Origin of the sequence: Pollutimonas bauzanensis (genome assembly GCF_040393045.1) — a bacterium.
GTDB classification, from domain to species: Bacteria; Pseudomonadota; Gammaproteobacteria; order Burkholderiales; family Burkholderiaceae_B; genus Pollutimonas; species Pollutimonas bauzanensis_A.
The window spans coordinates 1-19,770 of record NZ_JBEBUX010000073.1 but is presented as its reverse complement, the minus strand read 5'-3'; the positions used below and the strand labels follow the sequence as shown (position 1 = coordinate 19,770).

The 19,770-nt window shown below is 56.4% G+C and carries 12 protein-coding genes; 11 read left to right on the top strand and 1 reads right to left on the bottom strand.

Going from position 1 to position 19,770, the window contains the following annotated elements; translation table 11 throughout:
- From ABWO67_RS12325 to ABWO67_RS12305, 5 genes are all read left to right on the top strand, one after another.
- Positions 1–537 (top strand): zinc-binding dehydrogenase (locus tag ABWO67_RS12325; protein ID WP_353152012.1); only part of this gene is annotated, 537 nt, incomplete at its 5' end.
- An 80-nt stretch (positions 538–617) separates the two neighbouring features.
- The gene (locus tag ABWO67_RS12320) at positions 618–1,013 is read left to right on the top strand and encodes a DUF2946 family protein (protein WP_353152011.1); all 396 of its coding nucleotides are present in this window, start codon (positions 618–620) and stop codon (positions 1,011–1,013) included.
- Between the two features lie 65 nt (positions 1,014–1,078).
- A complete protein-coding gene (locus ABWO67_RS12315) occupies positions 1,079–3,211 on the top strand; it encodes a TonB-dependent receptor (RefSeq protein WP_353152010.1) in 2,133 nt (710 codons plus the stop codon).
- A gap of 15 nt (positions 3,212–3,226) precedes the next feature.
- Positions 3,227–4,765 (top strand): PepSY domain-containing protein, encoded by a 1,539-nt coding sequence (locus ABWO67_RS12310; RefSeq protein WP_353152009.1) that lies wholly within the window; start codon positions 3,227–3,229, stop codon positions 4,763–4,765.
- A gap of 84 nt (positions 4,766–4,849) precedes the next feature.
- Positions 4,850–6,403 (top strand): phospholipase D family protein, encoded by a 1,554-nt coding sequence (locus tag ABWO67_RS12305; RefSeq protein WP_502930009.1) that lies wholly within the window; start codon positions 4,850–4,852, stop codon positions 6,401–6,403.
- Between the two features lie 49 nt (positions 6,404–6,452).
- Here ABWO67_RS12305 and ABWO67_RS12300 read toward each other — a convergent pair whose 3' ends face one another.
- Positions 6,453–14,963 (bottom strand): GH36-type glycosyl hydrolase domain-containing protein, encoded by an 8,511-nt coding sequence (locus tag ABWO67_RS12300; protein ID WP_353152007.1) that lies wholly within the window; start codon positions 14,961–14,963, stop codon positions 6,453–6,455.
- Positions 14,964–15,290: 327 nt separating this feature from the next.
- On the opposite strand from ABWO67_RS12300, the gene ABWO67_RS12295 reads away from it, so the two are divergent.
- From ABWO67_RS12295 to ureE, 6 genes are all read left to right on the top strand, one after another.
- Positions 15,291–16,145: an urease accessory protein UreD gene (locus tag ABWO67_RS12295; protein WP_353152006.1), complete on the top strand. Its 855-nt coding sequence runs from the start codon at positions 15,291–15,293 to the stop codon at positions 16,143–16,145.
- 40 nt (positions 16,146–16,185) lie between these two features.
- On the top strand, positions 16,186–16,488 hold the full coding sequence (locus ABWO67_RS12290) for an urease subunit gamma (RefSeq protein ID WP_353152005.1): 303 nt from the start codon (positions 16,186–16,188) through the stop codon (positions 16,486–16,488).
- Between the two features lie 50 nt (positions 16,489–16,538).
- A complete protein-coding gene (locus ABWO67_RS12285; protein WP_353152004.1) occupies positions 16,539–17,159 on the top strand; it encodes a HupE/UreJ family protein in 621 nt (206 codons plus the stop codon).
- Between the two features lie 46 nt (positions 17,160–17,205).
- Positions 17,206–17,511 (top strand): urease subunit beta, encoded by a 306-nt coding sequence (locus tag ABWO67_RS12280; protein ID WP_353152003.1) that lies wholly within the window; start codon positions 17,206–17,208, stop codon positions 17,509–17,511.
- Complete coding sequence (gene ureC / locus ABWO67_RS12275; RefSeq protein WP_353152002.1) at positions 17,511–19,226, top strand: urease subunit alpha; 1,716 nt, start codon at positions 17,511–17,513, stop codon at positions 19,224–19,226. Before ABWO67_RS12280 ends, ureC begins: the two co-directional genes overlap by 1 nt.
- Positions 19,227–19,228: 2 nt before the next feature.
- Positions 19,229–19,770: urease accessory protein UreE (gene ureE / locus ABWO67_RS12270; RefSeq protein WP_353152001.1), on the top strand; the 542-nt coding region annotated here is incomplete at its 3' end.

Genomic DNA, 19,770 nt, shown 5'->3' with positions numbered 1-19,770 from the left:
TATACCAAGCACCCTATCGTTATCATGGGAGCGGGCGGCCTTGGGCTTATGTGTCTTAGCCTGCTTGCGGCATTGGACGGCGTCGGGGCCATCGTTGTCGATATCGATCCGGCCAAGCGCCAGGCGGCCCTGGATGCGGGCGCCTTGGCGGCTATCGACGGCAATGCGCCCGACGCTGCCCAGCAAATCATGAAGGCGGCCTCAGGCAAGCCAGTGCAGGCCGTCATTGACCTGGTAGGCGCGCCCTCTACCACAGCCATCGCCTTTGACTGCCTGACCAAGGGCGGCAAGCTGATACTCATCGGCTTGTTCGGCGGCGCGTCATCATGGCCCATCGCCTTGATTCCCATGAAGGCCATGAACATCATCGGCAGCTATGTCGGAAACCTGACCGAACTGCGTGAATTGATAGAACTGGTAAAAACCAAACAGATAACGCCGATACCGATTCAACGCCACCCGCTTAGCGAAGCTGACGCGACACTGGCTGCCCTGCGCCAAGGCAAGGTTACGGGCCGGGCAGTACTGACGGCATAAAAGCATGGTTTTGGCGTGCTGGATAAGTGTCGATTTGTGATAGCATCGCGCCTATGTTTTCACGGGGCCCTTATCCTCGCATGCCTTTAACCGTCTGGCGCTTCATGCTCTGGTTGACGGTGGCGGCGTTCGTTTGCCGATCCCTGGTGCCGGCGGGCTTCATGCCGGACACCAATGCCCTTCGAAACGGCCAGTTAGTCCTTACATTTTGTACCGTTGGCGGCGGCACGTCCGTTCTGCCGCTGAGTCTGTCCGACACCTCAAAGAACACCACCGATCAAGACGCCGCCAACAGCATCAGTTGTCCGTTTGGATTGCTCGCCGCTCAGGCCATGATGGCGCCTTCGGCAATGCTGGTGATACTTGCAGCAGTCCTTCGGCACATATTGCCAGTTCCTGTTTTCAAGGCCTTGCCGCCGTTATCGGCGCACGGCCCCCCACTCGGTTCACGCGCCCCTCCTCCTAGCTTCGGTTGATTTATTTCTACGTTGCCGGCCTTCGACGCGCCGGTTAAAGACAATAGATATCCCGAGGTCTGCTCATGCTTCGCATTCATTCCCGCGCTGCGGTTGCCGCTGCGCTTGCTATTCCTGTTCTCCCCGCTATTCTGGCTTGCACGACAATTCATGCAGCCGAATCCGTATCGGTATTATCGGCGATTGCCGTAAGCCCTTCTTTATCCGGGGGACTCGATTCGGTGACATCGACAGGATCGACACTTAGACTGACAGGGCTGCAGACACCAGCCAGCGTCAGCGTCATCACCCGAAAACAACTGGAACAATTCGGGGATGCCAACCTGACAGACACCATCACCAGGTCGGTAGGCCTGAGCCATATTGGCCATCCCGGTAATGGCGGCGCGGCGCTTTCGGCTCGCGGGTTCACGGGATCTTCGTCCGTCATGCAGCTTTATGACGGCAAGCGCCAATATGGCGGCATCGGCATTACCTTTCCTTTTGACCCCTGGTCCGTAGAGCGCATCGAAGTGCTTCGAGGTCCGGCTTCGGTCATTTACGGGGAAGGGGCGATTGGAGGCGTTGTCAACGTCATACCTAAGAAGCCTACTCGCGGTCCTATCGAAAATGAGATTCAGGCCACTGTGGGTAGCGACAATACGCAACGCTTAGGCCTGGGCAGCGGTGGCGCCATCAATGACAAACTATCCTACCGTTTCGATGCCAGCGGCAACCGCTCCGACGGCTGGGTTGATATGGGAGACTCTCGCAATCTGACACTTTCGGGCGCGTTGCAGTTGGACGTCTCGCCGGAGTTCAGTCTCACATTAAGCTACGCCCAAGGCTGGCAAGAACCAATGCGATATTTCGGGTCTCCCCTGGTGAATGGAGAACTGGATGACTCCTTGCGCAAACAAAACTATAACGTTGGCGATGCCTTGATAAAGTTCGACGACCGCTGGACCGAGCTGTCGGCCCAGTGGACGCCCAACGATGCGACAACGGTTCAAAGCCGCCTGTACCAGATCGAAAGCGATCGTCATTGGCGCAACGCCGAGTATTACGACTATGTGCCTGCCAGCGGTCTGATCAAACGCAGTTCATATACAGAAATCAAACACGACCAATCCCAGGTTGGAAACACCACGACAGTCAGCGTCGACACCCACGTTCTAGGCTTGAAAAACCAGGTATCCGTTGGCTTCGATGTAAACCAAAGCGCATTCAAACACAGTAACAATTCCCCCTACTCGGGCGTATCCCTGGTCGATCCCTATGACTTTGATCACGGTGAGTTCATCAACATTGCTGGCACCGCGCCGCGATACCGCAACAAGGCATTTCAGTACTCGCTGTTTGCGGAAAATCGCTTAGAGATCACCCCTGCGTGGTCGGCCATTGCCGGCTTGCGATATGACCACGCCGACGTAAAACGGCGCGATCTGGTCATTGGTCAAACGGTGCTCGACAAGACGTTTTCGAATATTGGCTGGCGCCTGGGCAGCGTGTACGAGATCGTGCCTGGCTTGGCCATTTATGGACAATATTCCGTAGCAGCCGACCCTGTCAGTGCCCTATTGATGATGCCGCCCGCCAACAAGGATTTTGATCTGTCCACCGGCAGGCAATTCGAAATCGGCGCCAAACAGACCTTCTGGGACGACAAAGGGGAATGGACGCTGGCAGCCTACCATATCGTCAAAGAAAAGCTGCTGACCCGGGACAGCGCCGACCCGACCATTAGCATTCAAGTTGGACAACAATCATCGCAAGGCATCGAAGCCACATTGGGTATGGAATTCGCTTCGGGGTGGCGTGTTGATGCCAACGCGACTATCTTGCGCGCCCGCTACGATGATTTCTCGGAATCGGTCAACGGCGTAGCGGTGTCACGCAACGGCAATACGCCCACCGACGTGCCCGAACGCCTGGCCAATCTCTGGCTCAGCTGGCGCTTCTTGCCGGACTGGACGGCCAGCACTGGACTGCGCTATGTAGGCAAGCGTTACGCCGATCGCGCCAATACCTTGAAGCTTCCCGCCTATACGACCACCGATGTTGCGTTGCAGTGGCAGCCTAAACGCGATCTGACGCTGACCTTGCGTGGTTTCAATATATTCGACAAGCAGTATGCGGAAACCGCGTACTACAACCAGACGCAGTGGTTTATAGGCCCTGGCCGCAGGGTCGAATTGACCGCCGCCTATCAGTTCTAAGCTCGGGATCCGGTCATGACAACATTCTGGTCGCGCTTTAAGCGCGCGGTATATCTGGTGCACCGATGGGCGGGTATTGCCGCATGCGTACTCATGACGTTATGGTTCATCAGCGGCGTGGTAATGCTGTTCGTGGGCTACCCAAAATTTACGCCATGGGAACGGCTGGCTGCCCTTCCTGCTCTGGAAACACCGGGCTGCTGCATCTCCGTCGACAAGGCATTATCGCAAGCCGACGACCCTGCCTCCGTACAAGAAATAGTGCTGACCTCCATCGCGGGGATCCCCCACTATAAGCTGCGCCAAAGCAACGGCCGCTATCAGGTCGTGAATGCCATTTCGGGCCAGTCCGCCAAGCCGGCGGATGCGCAGCACGCCATGCGCGCGGCCCGCGTCTTCATTCCTGGCGCCGATGCCGCTTATTTGGGACAGATCCACGAAGACACATGGACGCACTCCGGCTCGCTGAATATCCACCGCCCGCTGCATCGCGTTCAATTGAACGATAAGGAGCAGACGCTTCTATATGTTTCGTCATCGACCGGTGAGGTCGTGATGGATGCACCTCGATTCCAGCGGGCCTGGAACTATGTCGGCGCTTGGCTGCATTGGCTGTATGTTTTTCGCAGCCATCCCGTCGATCCGCTCTGGAGCTGGACCGTAATTGCCTTGTCGGCCACAGGCGTCCTGGCTGCACTCACTGGCACACTGGCCGGACTTTGGCGATGGCGCTTCGGCAGCCCGTACAAGTCAGGCTCCCGCTCTCCCTACCGGGGTGGCTATTTGCGCTGGCACCATCTGTCAGGCCTGATGTTTGCCGCGATCACTTGCACATGGATATTCAGCGGCCTCATGTCGATGAACCCAGTTGGCATATTCAGTCCGCAAGAACGCCCGAACTTGTCGGCTTATCGTGGCGGCACGCCAGGCACAGCCCACCTGCCGCTGGATACGTCCGAGGCCCTCGCCATGCTGTCAAGCCAGGGTTTTCACGCCAGCGAAATCGAATGGCGGGCCATTGGCGGGATTCCCTATTTGCTGGCCCGCGATGCCGCAAACACCACGCGCCTGATCATGCGTAGTGGACCAGTCTATGCTTTATTGGCTCAATGGCCCGATACCCTTTTGCTACAGGCAGCGCCGCGTTTGATGGATGCGCACATGGTTTCCCACCAGCGCATCGATCACTACGACAGCCAGTACTACAGTCGCGCCACACAATCCATGTATGGCGCCGCCGAACGACGTTTGCCCGCACTACGGGTAGACTTCGATGACGCCGAAAAAACGTCGGTATACCTTGACCTTTACAGCGGCGACGTCGAACTGAGTTCAAGCCAGTCTCAACGGACGGGCCGCTGGCTATTCAACTTTTTGCACAGTTGGGATATTCCCCCCATGCTTCAGGCAGGCACGACACGCAACATCGCCTTGATACTACTTAGCCTGGGTGGACTCGTCCTATGCTTAACTGGCGTAAAAATCGGATACGCCCGGTTGCGCACCCGATTTTTCAAGCCCCAAAGCAAAGGCAATTCTCGACGCAAATGTTAATCTGTGTCTTCGCATAGATCGCTATCCAATTTACTGGCATAAGCATATCTGGGCAGTCAATTGGCAGGAGCCAACACAATGAACATGCGAACACGCGCCGTACTGTATTTTTGTTCGATCTGCACTGCGGCCATACTGGTTGCAGGATGCGTTGCCTTGCCTTCTCTTGAAAACCGGACGGTCTCGCAAGCACTTCCTGCAGATCAGTCCCACGCCACCAAACTGGGCGTTGGCATTTCGCGCCTGGCCCGCGCCCATCCGGGCAAGTCAGGCATTTCCTCATTAGCCAATCCCCTGGACGCCTTTGTCGCACGCGCACTGATCATACGTGCAGCCGAACGTACTCTGGATGTTCAATACTATATATGGCACAAGGACCTGACCGGGACCCTTCTGCTTCAAGCCCTGCGTGAGGCTGCCGACCGTGGTGTGCGTGTACGCCTTTTGCTGGACGACAACAATACAACAGGGCTCGACCCCACGCTTTCCGCGCTTGACGCCCACCCCAATATTGAAGTCCGCTTGTTCAACCCTTTTACTATCCGCAGCCCGCGCTGGATAGGCTATCTCACCGACTTCTCGCGCCTGAACCGGCGTATGCATAACAAATCACTTACCGCCGATAACCAAATCACCATCATAGGTGGACGAAATATCGGAGATGAGTACTTCGGCGCAACACCAGACATTTTGTTCGCCGACCTCGATGTCGCGGCAATAGGTCCGATAGTCAAGGATGTGTCCGACGATTTCGATCTCTACTGGGCCAGTCAGTCCTCCTACCCCGTCGACCTGTTGCTGCCCAAGGCAGAGTCCGCTCAGCTCCAGACCCTGGCCTCTGAAGCCCATGAATTCGAAAAGGATCCGCGTGCGGCTATCTACGTCAAAGCCCTGGCCGATTCCAGCCTTATCCGCCAACTGAAAGATGGCACTATCGAATTGCAATGGGCCACCGCGCACATGGTCAGCGACGACCCACGCAAAGGCCTTGGTCAGGTGCCGGCCACGCAGCTTCTTACGCATGGACTAGAACAGATTATCGGCAACCCAGAATCCAATCTGGAATTGGTGTCGCCCTATTTTGTGCCAGGTAAGGCAGGAGTCAAAGGTTTTTCCGAGATGGCCGAGCGCGGGGTCAAGATCAAGATACTGACCAATTCATTAGATGCCACAGACGTTGCCGCCGTTCATGCCGGCTATGCGAAACGGCGCAAACCTTTGCTGGAGAGCGGCATCATCCTCTACGAGATGAAACGCCTGTCGTCCGATTCGCGAAGAAGCAGAAGCGCCGGTCCGTTCGGCAGCTCAGGATCCAGCTTGCATGCCAAAACCTTTTCGGTGGATGGCGAACGAATTTTTGTCGGCTCGTTCAACTTCGACCCACGTTCAGCCAAACTCAATACAGAACTTGGCTTCGTTATCGACAGCCCCGCCATGGCGCGCGATATCCAGGCGGCGTTCGAGAGCAAGGTGCCAGAGACGTCCTACGAGGTTCATCTGTCGGATGAAGGCAAGCTGTATTGGATAGAACAACGCGATGGCAAAAAAATACGGTATGACACAGAACCCAACGCCAGCTTCTGGCGCCGTGCTAGCGTGAATTTCCTGTCGATACTTCCTATAGACTGGCTGCTTTAGCGAGGCGCAGGAGCAAGGACACATCATTATGTTTCCCCACCCCGAGTGCCTACAAAGTTATCAGTAAACGGTGCGTACCCTCCTCCAGCAGCACTCGCACATTGCCTTGCGAACATTCGATACGCCGGCCATCAAGCGTAGCTCGCATATCATCGTAACCAAGGCCAGACGAATTCTCGACATGGATTTCATAACGGGCGGCAGCAACATGGACGGTCGCCTCGAACCCCGGCCATGCCTCTGGAATACTGGGAGCGATGATCAGAAAGTTGCCTTCACGGCGCATGCCCAGTATTCCTTCAACACCGGCACGATACATCCACGCTGCTGATCCGGTATACCAGGTCCAGCCACCACGTCCGATATGCGGCGCAACAGAATAGACATCAGCGGCAATGACGTAAGGCTCGACTTTATAACGTTCGGCGTCCGCGAAGGTGCGTGCATGGTTGATAGGGTTGAGCAGCGCAAATAAATCGACCGCCTTTTTGCCCTGCCCCAGCTTGGCGAATGCCAGAACCGCCCACATGGCGGCATGACTGTACTGGCCGCCATTCTCTCGCAGTCCGGGTGGATAGCCTTTGATGTAGCCCGGGTCCAGCGGCATCTTGTCGAAAGGCGGCGCAAACAGAAGTGCTACGCCATCATCAGGACGTATCAAATGCTGGGCCATCGAGTCCATTGCTGTCCTGGCGCGCTGGGGATCGGCCGCGTCTGATAACACAGCCCACGACTGCACGATAGAGTCGATCTGACATTCCTGGCTGTCCTTCGCTCCAAGCCAACTACCATTATCGAAGGTCGCGCGTCGATACCACTGACCGTCCCAGGCTTCACGTTCCAGGGCTGCTTTCAACTCGATTGCATGCGTGCGCCAACGCTGAGCCCGCACCGCGTCGCGATCCTGAACCAGTGGCGTGAACAGGTTTATGGTTCTTAACAGCAACCAGCCCAGCCACACGCTTTCGCCCTTACCGCCCTCGCCGACACGGTTCATTCCATCGTTCCAATCGCCTGTGCCCATCAATGGCAGGCCCAGCTGACCGGTCAATTCCAGACATTGATCCAACCCGCGCGCGCAGTGCTCATACAAAGACGCCGATTCATCAGCAAGCATGGGCTGGAAAAATGCGTCATGATCTTCTGAATGCAGCAGAGGGCCATCAATGAAAGAAAGGTTTTCGTCCAGGACAGTGGCATCGCCCGTGGTGGTGATGTAAGTGGCCGTAGCGAAAACCAGCCACACCCGGTCATCCGAAATACGCGTCCTTACCCCTTGTCCCGAATGCGGCAGCCACCAATGCTGAACGTCGCCTTGGGGAAACTGTCTACCGGCAGCCCGCAAGAGATGCTCTCGCGCGGCTTGCGGCAGGGAAAATGACAATGCCATTCCATCTTGAAGCTGATCGCGAAAACCATAGGCTCCGCTGGCCTGATAAAAAGCCGAGCGCGCCCAGATACGGCAGGCCAGTGTCTGGTATAGCAGCCAGCCATTGAGCATGACATCCATGGCACGATCGGGTGTCTTGACCTGTACTGCGCCAAGCAATGAGTCCCAATGATTGCTTACCTGTGCAAGCACATCGTCCAGATTGGCTTGCCTATAACGCTTAATTAATTCCTGCGCCTCTTGAACTGAACCGGCTTGGCCCAGACACCACACGAGTTCGACCGTTTGGCCTGGCTGCAGCTCCACGACGCCCAGCAAAGCCGAACACGGGTCCAGTCCGGCCCCTGTCTTCCCGGATAGCGGCGCGTTACCTGCCAGCCCCGCGGGGCTTTCCAATTCGCCATGGCGGCCGATAAATTCGCTGCGGTCAGCCGTCCAGGCCGTCTGCATTCCGCCTAGATCAGCAAACGCGACTCGACCCGGAAAGGCAATATTCCATGGGTTAAAAGCCAGCATGGCGCCAGTCGCTTCATCGATCTTGGTCACAACAAAAGGTCCGGACGCGGCACGGGTCGTGCCCAACACCCATTCTGCATAAGCGGTAACCGACAAACGGCGCGATTTCCCTGACAGATTGCGCAAGGTCAAGCGCGAGATCTTGACGGGATCCGAAATCGGCACGTATTGCAGCAACCGAGCCCCGATATCGTTAGCTTGATACTCGAAGCTGCTATAGCCATAGCCATGCCGCGCAATATAACTTCCCCCACCCCGTATCGGCAGAGCTGTTGGCGTCCAAATCTCGCCAGTGGCCTCGTCACGTATATAAAGCGCCTCACCCGCCGGATCTTGAACCGGATCATTCGACCAGGGAGTGAGCTGGTTCTCGCGGCTGTTCTGCGCCCAGGTATAACCGCTTCCTTCTGCAGAAACCTGAAACCCAAAGGCGGCATTGGCCATCACGTTGATCCAGGGAGCAGGCGTGGACAGCCCTTCGTTCAGAACAATGACGTACTCCCGCCCGTTTTTATCGAATCCTCCCAGGCCGTTGAAGAACTCCAGGCCTTCGGGTGGCCGCACTATCGACGCTGCCGTGTGGTCTGCCTTCGGACGTTGAATGGGCTCCGCCTGGATTACTGCCTGCGGCATGCGGGCAAGCTGTTCGGCAAGCGAGCCAGCCCGTGCGCGTAGCATGACTCGTGCGACCGATTGGAGCAGCGCGCGGGTCTCGAGCCCCATAAGGTCCGCCCGCAACGTATAAACAGCGCCCAGCGCCAGCTCTCCGCCAAAGCGAGGCACTGCCTGGGTGCTGCGTACCGCCGTTTCGATCGCAATCTGGAGATCCTGCGCATACGAAGAAGCGCGCTCATTGACAATGACCAAGTCAACCGCCAGGCGCTTCATACGCCAATACTCATGAGCGCGCAATAACTGGCGGACCTGGGCAATATCTTCGAGATCATCGATGCACAACAGCACAATAGGCAAATCGCCCGAAATGGCCTGCGGCCAAAGACCTGATTGCAGGCCGGCTCCGCGCCTGATCGATTCTGCGGACACCCTGAACCGACTGTCGGCATACAAGATAGGTGCAGCTAAGCGTTGAAAATCCGCAGCTTCTTCAGGGTCGATATCAAAATGCCGAAGTTGTACCTGGGCCTGGGTCCAGGCCAATGTTCTTGCCCGGTCGAAAGCGCTACGATCATGATGCCTATCGATAAGCTCAAGAAGCGCCGCCTGCGACGGCGCCACGACCGTCCAAAAGGCCACGCGGGCAACCTTGCCGGGAGGGATCAACAGACGGTACCTAAGCGAAAAAATCGGGTCCAGCACGGTACCCACGGTATTAGACAGCGGCTGCCCATCAGCCATAGCGATGGCTGTTCCCAATGATTTTCCGCGACCGATAAACCGGGCTCGATCAGATTCGTATTGGGGCTCGGTAACCAGTTCGCCCTCCACGACAGCGAAATGAGCCGCCCATACCTGAGGCTCATCATGTGACCGCGTGCGCCGAGTGGCCACGAGCGCACCAAACTCGTCAAGATGGCTGGTCACGACGAATATTTTGGCGAAAGCGGGATGCGCGTTATCAGCCGCCGGCGTCGTCAGAACAACCTCGGCATAAGACGTAAGCTCGATCTCGCGTGGACGGCGTCCGCTATTGGTCAGGGATACACGGCGCACCTCGCCGTCATCTTCACCCGAAACCAGAATATTCATCGTGGAGGTCAACACACCATCGCGGCGGATGAACTCGGCATAGTCTTCGCCGAAAATGACCTCGTCATGTTCAAAGGCGCTTCCAACAGGCTGCAAGCCCGCAGACCAAACATGGCCATCCTGCATATCACGCAAGAAAATGAATGAGCCGCAAGCATCACGTGTCGCATCCTCACGCCATCTCGTCACGGCAACGTCGCGCCACCGGCTATAACCGGCCCCTGCAGCCGTTACCATCACCGTATAGCGACCATTCGACAACAAGTGGGTGACTGGAGCGCCGAGGGGAGCCCCCACAACGCGGCGCAAGGTGACTGCGCTGTCCCGAGCTGCTGATGCGGATACCTTCACCTCTTCGGCACGCGGATGGGCAATCGCAACGTCTCTGGGCATACGCTCCTGAAGTAGCAACTCGCAGGCTTGTATCATCGGCTCGCGATGAAAACGGACTCGCATCCGAGCCCCCATCAATGCATTGGCAATAGCGACGATCGTCATGCCCTGGTGATGCGCCATGAAATTGTGCACGATGGCCACTTCTTTATTGTCGGGAAGCCGTGAAGGAGTAAAGTCCAGCGCTTCGTAAAAACCGTAGCGGCCCAGCGCACCCATCCTGCCAAGGCGGGCAAAATTCCGGCAAGCGCCGGCAGGATCAATCATGGCTGCCAGCCCCGTCGCGTAAGGTGCGATAACCAAGTTCTCGGACAGGCCACGCTTAAGGCCCAGGCCAGGCACACCGAAGTTGGAGTACTGATAAGTAAACTCCATGTCGCGGGCGTTATAGGCGGACTCCGAAATGCCCCACGGAATGTTCAGGCTATCTCCATAGGCTTGCTGACGCTCCACCACCAGGCGATTTGTCTGTTCGAGCAAGCTACCAAAAGGAGCCCGCATCACCAGCGACGGCATCAGATACTCAAACATCGAGCCAGACCAAGAAATGAGCGCTGACCCTTTATTCAGCGGCGTCGCGGTACGGCCCAACCGCAACCAATGCCGTGTCGGTACATCTCCTTTTGCTATGGCAAACAGGCTTGCCAGCCGTGCTTCGGAAGCCAGCAAATCGTAACAGCTTGGGTCAAGGCAATTATCGGCTTGAGAGTAGCCAATGGACAGAAGCTGCCGGTCGGCATCCAACAGAAAAGAAAAATCCATGGCCATGGCCATCTGGCGCGCTATGTTCGCCAGCGCCTCCAATCTGTTTGCCAACGGAAATGGCCCATCAACAGAAAGGGATCGGTCGTGACCGTGTTCCGCTATTGCATGGCCCAGCGCATCGACCCAAAATAGTGCATTGGTCGAATCATCATCCGCGACAGCAGGCACAAGGCTTCGTACCGATTTAACTGCTTTATCTGCCAACCGGCTCAGTAACGGAAAAGGTATGCTTTCGACCGACGCCTCATTGATTTTCACTTCAATTTCATCAAGGAGTGCGATCAGTTCGCGGCCACGTTCACCGCTTGCAGCGGGAAGCAAGACGATAGCCTTGCGGGCAAGCAGCAGATCATCCAGCATGCCGGGCCGGCAATCCGCCAAATAGGCGCTATGGATCCACTCCTCGCAAGCCTGCGCAACCACGATAAGGTGACCCGCAAGATTCCCGCTATCAACAGAAGACACATAAGCCGGCTCTAGCGGGCGCATATCCTCTGTACCGTACCAATTAAAGAAGTGCCCCTTCAAACGCGAGAGCTCTTGCATGGTTGCCAGTGTCGCTTCAAGCCGCCCTACCGTTTTCATGGTGCCAGCCCAGCCAAAATCACGCGCAGCAATCGCCGACAACAGATACAACCCCATATTGGTGGGCGAGGTGCGGCGGGCAAGCACAGGCTTGGGGTTCTCTTGAAAATTATCCGGCGGCAACATGTTATCGGCTGGCGTCACGAAGGTTTCAAAAAAACGCCAGGTCCGACGCGCAGTTAGCCGAAGATCGGTCGCATCCCTTGCCGAGAATTCGCTAAGCTTTCGCCCCAGCTCCGACTGACTGGCCCACGAGGCAAGTGCTGGTGCGCCCAGCCATAACAAGGCAAAAGGCAAGACCAAAGGCCACGACGACGGATTAAAAATAACCGCAGCACCAGCTAAGCTCAGCGCAAGCAATGTACCGCCCGCCATACTTGCATAGCAGCCGCGAAGGTCAGGCTGCGGGCTTCTGGATGACTGTGCCGCTGTCGTCCATTCAAGCAGATGACGGCGGGTAATGAATAACCGGATCAAGGTGCGAACAATCGCGTCGCCCATATGCCACGCCTGATCACCCAGGAAAGCCAAAGCAAGAAAAATCTGCGTGCCCGCTAATCGCAGATCAGCCGCCAGCGCTTCAATGTGGCTACGAAAATTAATTCCACTGCGCCGTGGTAATAATGAAAAAAAGCTCGGCAACAAGGGCGGGATTGCGATACATGCGAGTACAAAAAACGTAGCCAGCAAGCTGGCCGGCATTGGCAACAACCAACTGCAGGCCAGGGCGAGCAAGGTGAACGGCGCAAGCAGCGAGCGGCGTAGATTATCTAGTATTTTCCCCCGCCCCACGGAAGGCAGTGCCGAGCTTCCCGTGGCCCGCCCAGTTACCCATGGAAGAAGCTGCCAATCGCCACGCGTCCACCGGTGCTGTCGCTTGAGAGCGACATCGTAGCGCGCGGGGAACTCTTCCACCACTTCGATATCAGAAGCCAGGCCTGCCCGTGCGAAAATCCCTTCGAACAAATCGTGGCTAAGCAGCGTACTTTCCGGAACACGACCAGATAACGCCGTCTCAAAGGCATCTACATCATAGATGCCTTTACCTGTATAGGATCCTTCCCCGAAAAGATCCTGGTAAACATCGGAGATAGCTGCCGCATACGGATCCATGCCGCCAGGGCTGGAAAACACTTTCTGGTAGATCGAGCCTTCACCCCCCACCGGCAAGGCAGGGGTAACGCGTGGTTGAAGAATAGCGTAGCCATTGATCACGCGTTGTTGGGCTGTATCGAATTCCGGCCAGTTCAGCGGATGGGACATTTTTCCGATAAGTCGCTGCGCTGCATCCCGCGGCATCCTGGTATCTGCGTCGAGGGTAATCACATAACGTACATTGGCCGGCACCTGTACCGCAGTATTGCCAACCGGTATATAGGTGGTATCAGTGGCGCCGCGCAACAATCGATTCAGTTCATGCAGCTTACCCCTTTTACGCTCCCACCCCATCCATTTATTCTCGCCCTTATTAAAGACCCGGCGACGATACAACAACAGAAAGCGCTTACCGCCAGGGCCCGGACCGTAGCGACCGTTCAATTTCTGTATGGCATCCATCGCCACGGCAAGCAATGGTGCATCGCCTGGCAGCACTTCCTGATCAGCATCCAGACCATCGAGCAACAAGGCAAATACCAGATCGCCGCCGACTCCCCCCAGATAATGCACTTCGAGCCGCTCAATTTGCTCTAGCAGATCAGCCTCGCTGGTCAACAGCGTAGGAACTGCGACGAGCGTTCTAAGCGAAGTCGGCACACCCGCTTTCATGTCCATGCCTGGCAAGACGGTCGGACTGAAAGTTGAAGTCAGCGCCCGATTGACAAACGCCGTGGCCAGGCCTGTAACTGGAAAAAATACGACCAGAGCAAATAGCACCAGCCAGCTGACGCTCGCGCCCGCAACCTCTAAAATCCATAATGCCAGACAAATCAACAGCACCGTGACAAACAGAATCGCCCCAACATAACCGCGAATGCCGCGGCGTATATTCATGCGACTTATACGCAATTGCAGCGGCACTCGAAATCCGATGATGCTCTCGAATGCAGGCCGGCCTTCGGCGATCAGGTAATAACCAGGGTCGCCCATGCGTTGCGCGTTGCCGGTCAAGGCTTGCGCATTGCGCGCCGCCTCCAATGCGCGGGCGGCAACATCCAGTTCAGACAACGCCGAACCTCTAGCCAATTGTTCAATTGCGTTGCGATAGAGATCGCGAGTCGAAAAATCCATGGAGGCAAAGGAGCTTGCCTCGCGCAACCGCTCGTCGACCAAGCTAACCTTTTCAAACAACTCCGCCCAGTCAATATCGGAAATCAGCCGCATACTGGTAATAATATTTCGCACGGTGACATTAGATGCACCTTGACGTTGCTGACCAAGCAGTACGACCTGATCAATCGACATGCCCTGAAGGCCAAGACGCTCTTCCAGCCAACCTAGCGCTGGCGTCGTCCTGGGATCCTGGTCTCGAAGACGTTTGGCCAAATGCGCCGCAAACGCTTCAGACAAAGGATCTTGCGCACGTAGAGAGATATCGATTTCCAGCGCGAAACGGATGCTCCCAGATCCGACCAGGCGATTAGCCAGCGCCTCGGCGTCCGCGCGCGCCTTTTGTCCGAAACTGATCTGATCCGCCAAACGGCGCAAGTTTTCGATCAGCACTATCCTGAGCGTAATGGCTACCGCCCACAATTCACCAATTGCCAAAGGCTGGACCCGCTGATAAGCGGCAATGAAGCGCCTTAACGTGTCTGGGTCGAAGTTGCTGTCTGTGTGTGCGACAAAGGCCCAGGCGATACCAAACACGCGCGGATACCCCGCCAACGGCCCGGCCGCCAGTTTAGGCAGTTGACGATAAAAGCCAGGCGGCAAATCATCCCGAATTTCACGGACTTGCTCTTCGACAAGATGATAGTTATCCAGCAGCCATTCCGCAGCGGGAACCACGGCCTGCCCTCTTTCCAGCTCCGCTGCACTGGCGCGATACGCTGCAAGCAAAACGGCAGCATTGTCATCAAGCCGCTTGTGCAAAGAAAGTACGCGGGGCGGCTCAGCAGTCACTGACTGTGCAGCGGCAAGGCTTTCAGCATGCTGTTCAAGCCGTTCTATGCCGAAAAGTTCTTCCCTGATAGGCGCCTGGTCATCCCACTGGGTTCTCGTCGAGAAGAACCTGAAAGCATTGCGAACGACAGCCTGTTTAAACAAAGACCGGCCCCACATGGCAATATGGGCAGCGCATCTTTGCTGCTGTAGGTTTCTGATAAGCGCGTGACGAACATTCGATCATGGGTAACCCCTTGAATGACTACGGTGACATGCCAATCAGCATCTTGCAGCATACGCCCATTCCACAAAACAAAGTGAACATGAACGAACCTGCTCGTGGTCTCTGCAGGCGACAAATCAAGCATCGATAGCGAGGAAGCACGGAGGCATTTGTCGGTTTAGCCACTCTAGCGTAGAATCCAGCCTTCAGCTTCTAAATTCTTTTAGAAACAAACACCTACGAAAACTAACCGAGCCCCTTACTCCATGATCGCACCTTTGAATGAATGGCACGCCAAATTGGTGCTCTCATTCTCGCGACAGGGCCTCCAGAAAACCGTATTATCAGAACGCAGGCACGAAGGGCCCCTATTGGTTCAAAAGGCCCTATATCCAGAAGGGCCCGACGTCTGCCACGTTACGGTTCTGCATCCTCCTTCCGGCATCGCCGGCGGAGACACCCTGTCTATTAACGTGAATGTGCAGCCTGGCGCTCACGCGTTGCTAAACAATCCAGGCGCTACGCGCTGGTACAAGGCCAATGGCCGCCATTCGGCGCAACATACCCATCTTCACTTGGCAGCCGGTGCTCGTCTGGACTGGTTACCCCAAGAGAATATTTTATTCGAGCAAGCCAACGCCTCGGCAAGCACACATTTGCATCTGCAAACAGGCGCTTGCACAATAGGCTGGGAAATTACTCAACTGGGAAGCATCAATAAAGCGAGCCACTGGGATGATGGCCGCATGGTGCTAAGCACGGAACTCTCGCTGGACGGCCAGTCTGTATGGCTGGATGTCGGGGAATTGACCGCCGATAGCGCCTTGCGCAACAGTGCCAACGGCCTGGCGGGATTCCCTGTTCTGGCTACGCTTTGGGCGTTCGGGCCTTCACTGAATACCGAACAAACCGACCAGTTGGCATCATACTTGCCCTGGAATGACAACATACGATCTGGACTCACCCATATTCCCCAGAACAACGATCAGGGACTTAGTCTGATCCGTATACTGGGTACACATACCCAAGACGTAAAGCGTCTGCTGATTGAACTATGGATGCTGATGCGCCCGTTGATACTAGATAAAAAAGGCAGCTACCTGCGCCTCTGGAACACATAATTTTTCAAGTTTTGGTCATTCTTACATAAGGAATCGGACAATGGATCTCACCCCACGCGAAAAAGACAAATTGCTTATTTTTACCGCTGCCTTGGTGGCAGAACGGCGTAAAGCACGCGGCGTCAAACTCAATTACCCCGAATCCATCGCACTGATTACAGCCGAGCTAATGGAAGGCGCGCGTGATGGCCGCAGTGTTGCCGACCTGATGCATTACGGCACCACCATACTGACACGCGACGATGTCATGGAAGGCATCCCTGAAATGATTGCCGATATACAAGTGGAAGCCACCTTTCCTGACGGAACCAAACTTATTACCGTGCACCACCCTATTATTTAAGCGTCGCGACGGACTCAACCGCGACATCTCACTCTCGATTGGAATTGACCATGTCTACATCTACTCCACTACGTACAATCAGCGCCAGCGCCGCCTGCACTATCGGATTGGCTTTGATTTCAACCACGGCAATGGCCCACCCTGGGCACGGCCAGGAAGTCGCAGGCAATATGTTCGCCGCCGGCCTGCTGCACCCACTGACAGGTTTCGATCACTTGCTTGCCATGCTGGCGGTAGGCATGTGGGCAGCATTGACTCACAACAATGTCCGACAAGCCATCTGGACGCCGCTGAGCTTCCTGGCTTTGCTGCTGGCCGGCGCACTCGCCGGGATTGCCGGCATCAGCCTGCCCGCCGTTGAACCCATGATCATGGCTTCGCTTTTTGTATTGGGGCTTTTGCTTGCCAGTCGCATTTCCCTGCCCAACTGGGCAGGCGTCGCGCTGGTGGGCTTCTTTGCGGTGTTCCATGGCCTTGCCCACGGGGCAGAGCTGCCAGTGGGCGTCAGCGCAACAGCATTCATTGCCGGCTTCATGCTAAGCACGTTAGCCCTGCACGTAACCGGCCTGGCCGGCGGCTTTGCGCTTAAACAGCATGGACAATGGCTGATCCGCTTTGCCGGTGCCGGTATTGCCGCCTACGGTATTGTTTTATTTACTTCCGCCGCGTGAATCAACCCGGCCGCCCAGCATCTTCTTACTCGACAGGATACGCAAAATGATACCTGGTGAAATTCTTCCCGAACTCGGCGATATCGAGTTCAACGTCGGACGCTCCACCTGCTCAGTCGACGTCATCAACACCGGCGACCGCCCCGTGCAAATCGGTTCTCACTACCATTTTGCCGAGGTCAATACGGCGCTGCACTTCGATCGCAAGGCCGCTCGCGGCTTTCGCCTGAATATTGCCGCCGGTACCGCCGCCCGATTCGAGCCTGGCCAAAAACGAACCGTCGAGCTGGTGGAGCTAGCTGGCGACCGCCGGGTATATGGGTTTAACGGCGACATCATGGGAGCCTTGTGATGGTAGCTATTTCACGTCGTGCCTACACCGAAATGTTCGGCCCAACCGTCGTCAATGGTGTGGGCGACCGCGTCCGCCTTGCCGACACCCAATTACTGGCCGAGGTCGAAAAAGACTTCACCATATTCGGCGAAGAGGTCAAGTTCGGCGGCGGCAAAGTGATTCGCGACGGCATGGGACAAAGCCAGCGGCTCAGCGCCGATTGCGTCGATACCGTTATCACCAATGCCCTGATCATCGATGCCATCACCGGCATTGTTAAAGCCGACATAGGCATAAAAAACGGATTGATCTCGGGTATAGGCAAAGCCGGCAACCCAGACATCCAGCCCGGCATCACGATTGTGGTCGGGCCTGCCACGGAAGTGATAGCCGGAGAAGGCATGATCATTACCGCGGGTGCCATCGACACTCACATCCACTTTATCTGCCCGCAACAAATCGACGAGGCGCTTGCCACCGGAACCACCACATTGATAGGTGGGGGCACCGGGCCCACCACCAGCTCGATGGCGACGACTTGCACCCCTGGGCCATGGCATATCCATTCCATGCTTTCAGCACTGGATGCCTTCCCGGTCAACATCGGCTTGCTGGGCAAAGGCAATGCCAGCGATCCCGCTCCCTTGCGCGAACAGGTCGAGGCGGGCGCCATCGGCCTGAAATTGCACGAAGACTGGGGCTGCGCGCCGTCGTCCATCGATACCTGCCTGACCGTTGCCGAAGAAACCGACGTACAGGTGGCGATCCATAGCGATACCCTGAACGAATCCGGCTTTGTCGAAGACACTTTCAAGGCTTTCAAGGGCCGCACTATACATTCGTTCCATACCGAAGGCGCAGGCGGCGGCCACGCCCCAGACATTATCCGGGCAGCAGGCATGCCTAATGTGCTGCCGGCATCGACGAATCCCACCATGCCGTTTACGGTCAACACCATAGACGAGCATCTGGACATGCTGATGGTGTGCCATCACCTGGATCCTTCCATTGCAGAAGATGTCGCATTTGCTGAAAGCCGCATCCGCCGCGAAACCATTGCGGCCGAAGACATACTGCATGACCTGGGTGCGTTTTCCATCATGAGTTCCGACTCGCAAGCCATGGGCCGCGTCGGCGAGGTCGTTTTGCGCACTTGGCAAACGGCCGACAAAATGAAAATGCAGCAGGGTGCGCTGGAGGGCGACAGCGCTCGTGCCGATAACCAACGCATTAAACGCTACATTGCCAAATACACCATCAATCCGGCTTTAGCCCATGGCATTGCCCACAAGGTCGGGTCTATCGAAGTTGGCAAGCTTGCCGACATCGTGCTTTGGCGTCCGGCATTTTTCGGCGTGAAAGCAAATATGGTGCTTAAAGGCGGCATGATTGCAGCCGCCTCGGTGGGTGACCCCGGCGCTTCGATTGCTACCCCCCAACCCGTGCATTTCCGCCCAATGTGGGGCAGCTTCGGCAAGGCAGTAAAAACCTCCCTGACTTTCTTGTCGCAAGCCGGACTTGCCAACCCCGCCGTCCATGCCTTGGGTTTGACCAAAACCCTGGAAGGGGTATATGGCTGTCGCAGTATCGGCAAGAAAGACATGGTGCATAACAACTGGCTGCCCCATATTACTGTCGACCCGGAAACCTATCAGGTCCTGGCTGACGGCAGGTTGTTAACCTGCGAGCCCGCAAAAATACTGCCTATGGCACAACGCTATTTTCTATTCTAGTCATGCGCATCATCAAAAAACACCTGCAAGGCGCCCGCCTTGCCAAAGCATTGGTCGCCAACGCCCCGAAGGCTATCCTGCCCTTCGAACTGCGCCGCCGCAGCCGGCAAAAAATAACCCTGGACAATGGCGAGCCAGTTGGCCTGGTTCTGAACCAGGGCACGGTATTGCGCCACGGCGATATCCTGGTGGCTGAAGACGGCAAGCTCATTGCTGTCCAGGCCGCCATCGAGTCTGTGTTAAGAGTAACCGCGCACAGTGCGCAGCAACTGACCCGGGCTGCCTACCACTTGGGCAACCGCCACATCTTGGTCGAGGTAGGAGCAAACTACCTGCAACTGGAATACGACCCGGTGTTGGTCGACATGCTGAAGCAATTAGGCGGAGTTACTGTCGAAAGGGTTGATGAGCCTTTCGAGCCTGACGCCGGCGCCTATGGCGGCGGTCACAAGCACGGCCATGATGAAACCTTTGCCGAAGACTACGCCCTGGCGCAGGCGGCTTATGCCGCACATAGCGGACCCGGCGATGCGGTGCATGACCA

Bases quoted from the DNA above. Each gene is read 5' to 3' on its own strand.
- ABWO67_RS12305 (WP_502930009.1), top strand. From the start codon at position 4,850: ATGCGAACACGCGCCGTACTGTATTTTTGTTCGATCTGCACTGCGGCC.
- ABWO67_RS12315 (WP_353152010.1), top strand. From the start codon at position 1,079: ATGCTTCGCATTCATTCCCGCGCTGCGGTTGCCGCTGCGCTTGCTATT.
- ABWO67_RS12310 (WP_353152009.1), top strand. From the start codon at position 3,227: ATGACAACATTCTGGTCGCGCTTTAAGCGCGCGGTATATCTGGTGCAC.
- ABWO67_RS12320 (WP_353152011.1), top strand. From the start codon at position 618: ATGCCTTTAACCGTCTGGCGCTTCATGCTCTGGTTGACGGTGGCGGCG.
- ABWO67_RS12295 (WP_353152006.1), top strand. From the start codon at position 15,291: ATGATCGCACCTTTGAATGAATGGCACGCCAAATTGGTGCTCTCATTC.
- ABWO67_RS12290 (WP_353152005.1), top strand. From the start codon at position 16,186: ATGGATCTCACCCCACGCGAAAAAGACAAATTGCTTATTTTTACCGCT.
- ureC (WP_353152002.1), top strand. From the start codon at position 17,511: ATGGTAGCTATTTCACGTCGTGCCTACACCGAAATGTTCGGCCCAACC.
- ABWO67_RS12280 (WP_353152003.1), top strand. From the start codon at position 17,206: ATGATACCTGGTGAAATTCTTCCCGAACTCGGCGATATCGAGTTCAAC.
- ABWO67_RS12285 (WP_353152004.1), top strand. From the start codon at position 16,539: ATGTCTACATCTACTCCACTACGTACAATCAGCGCCAGCGCCGCCTGC.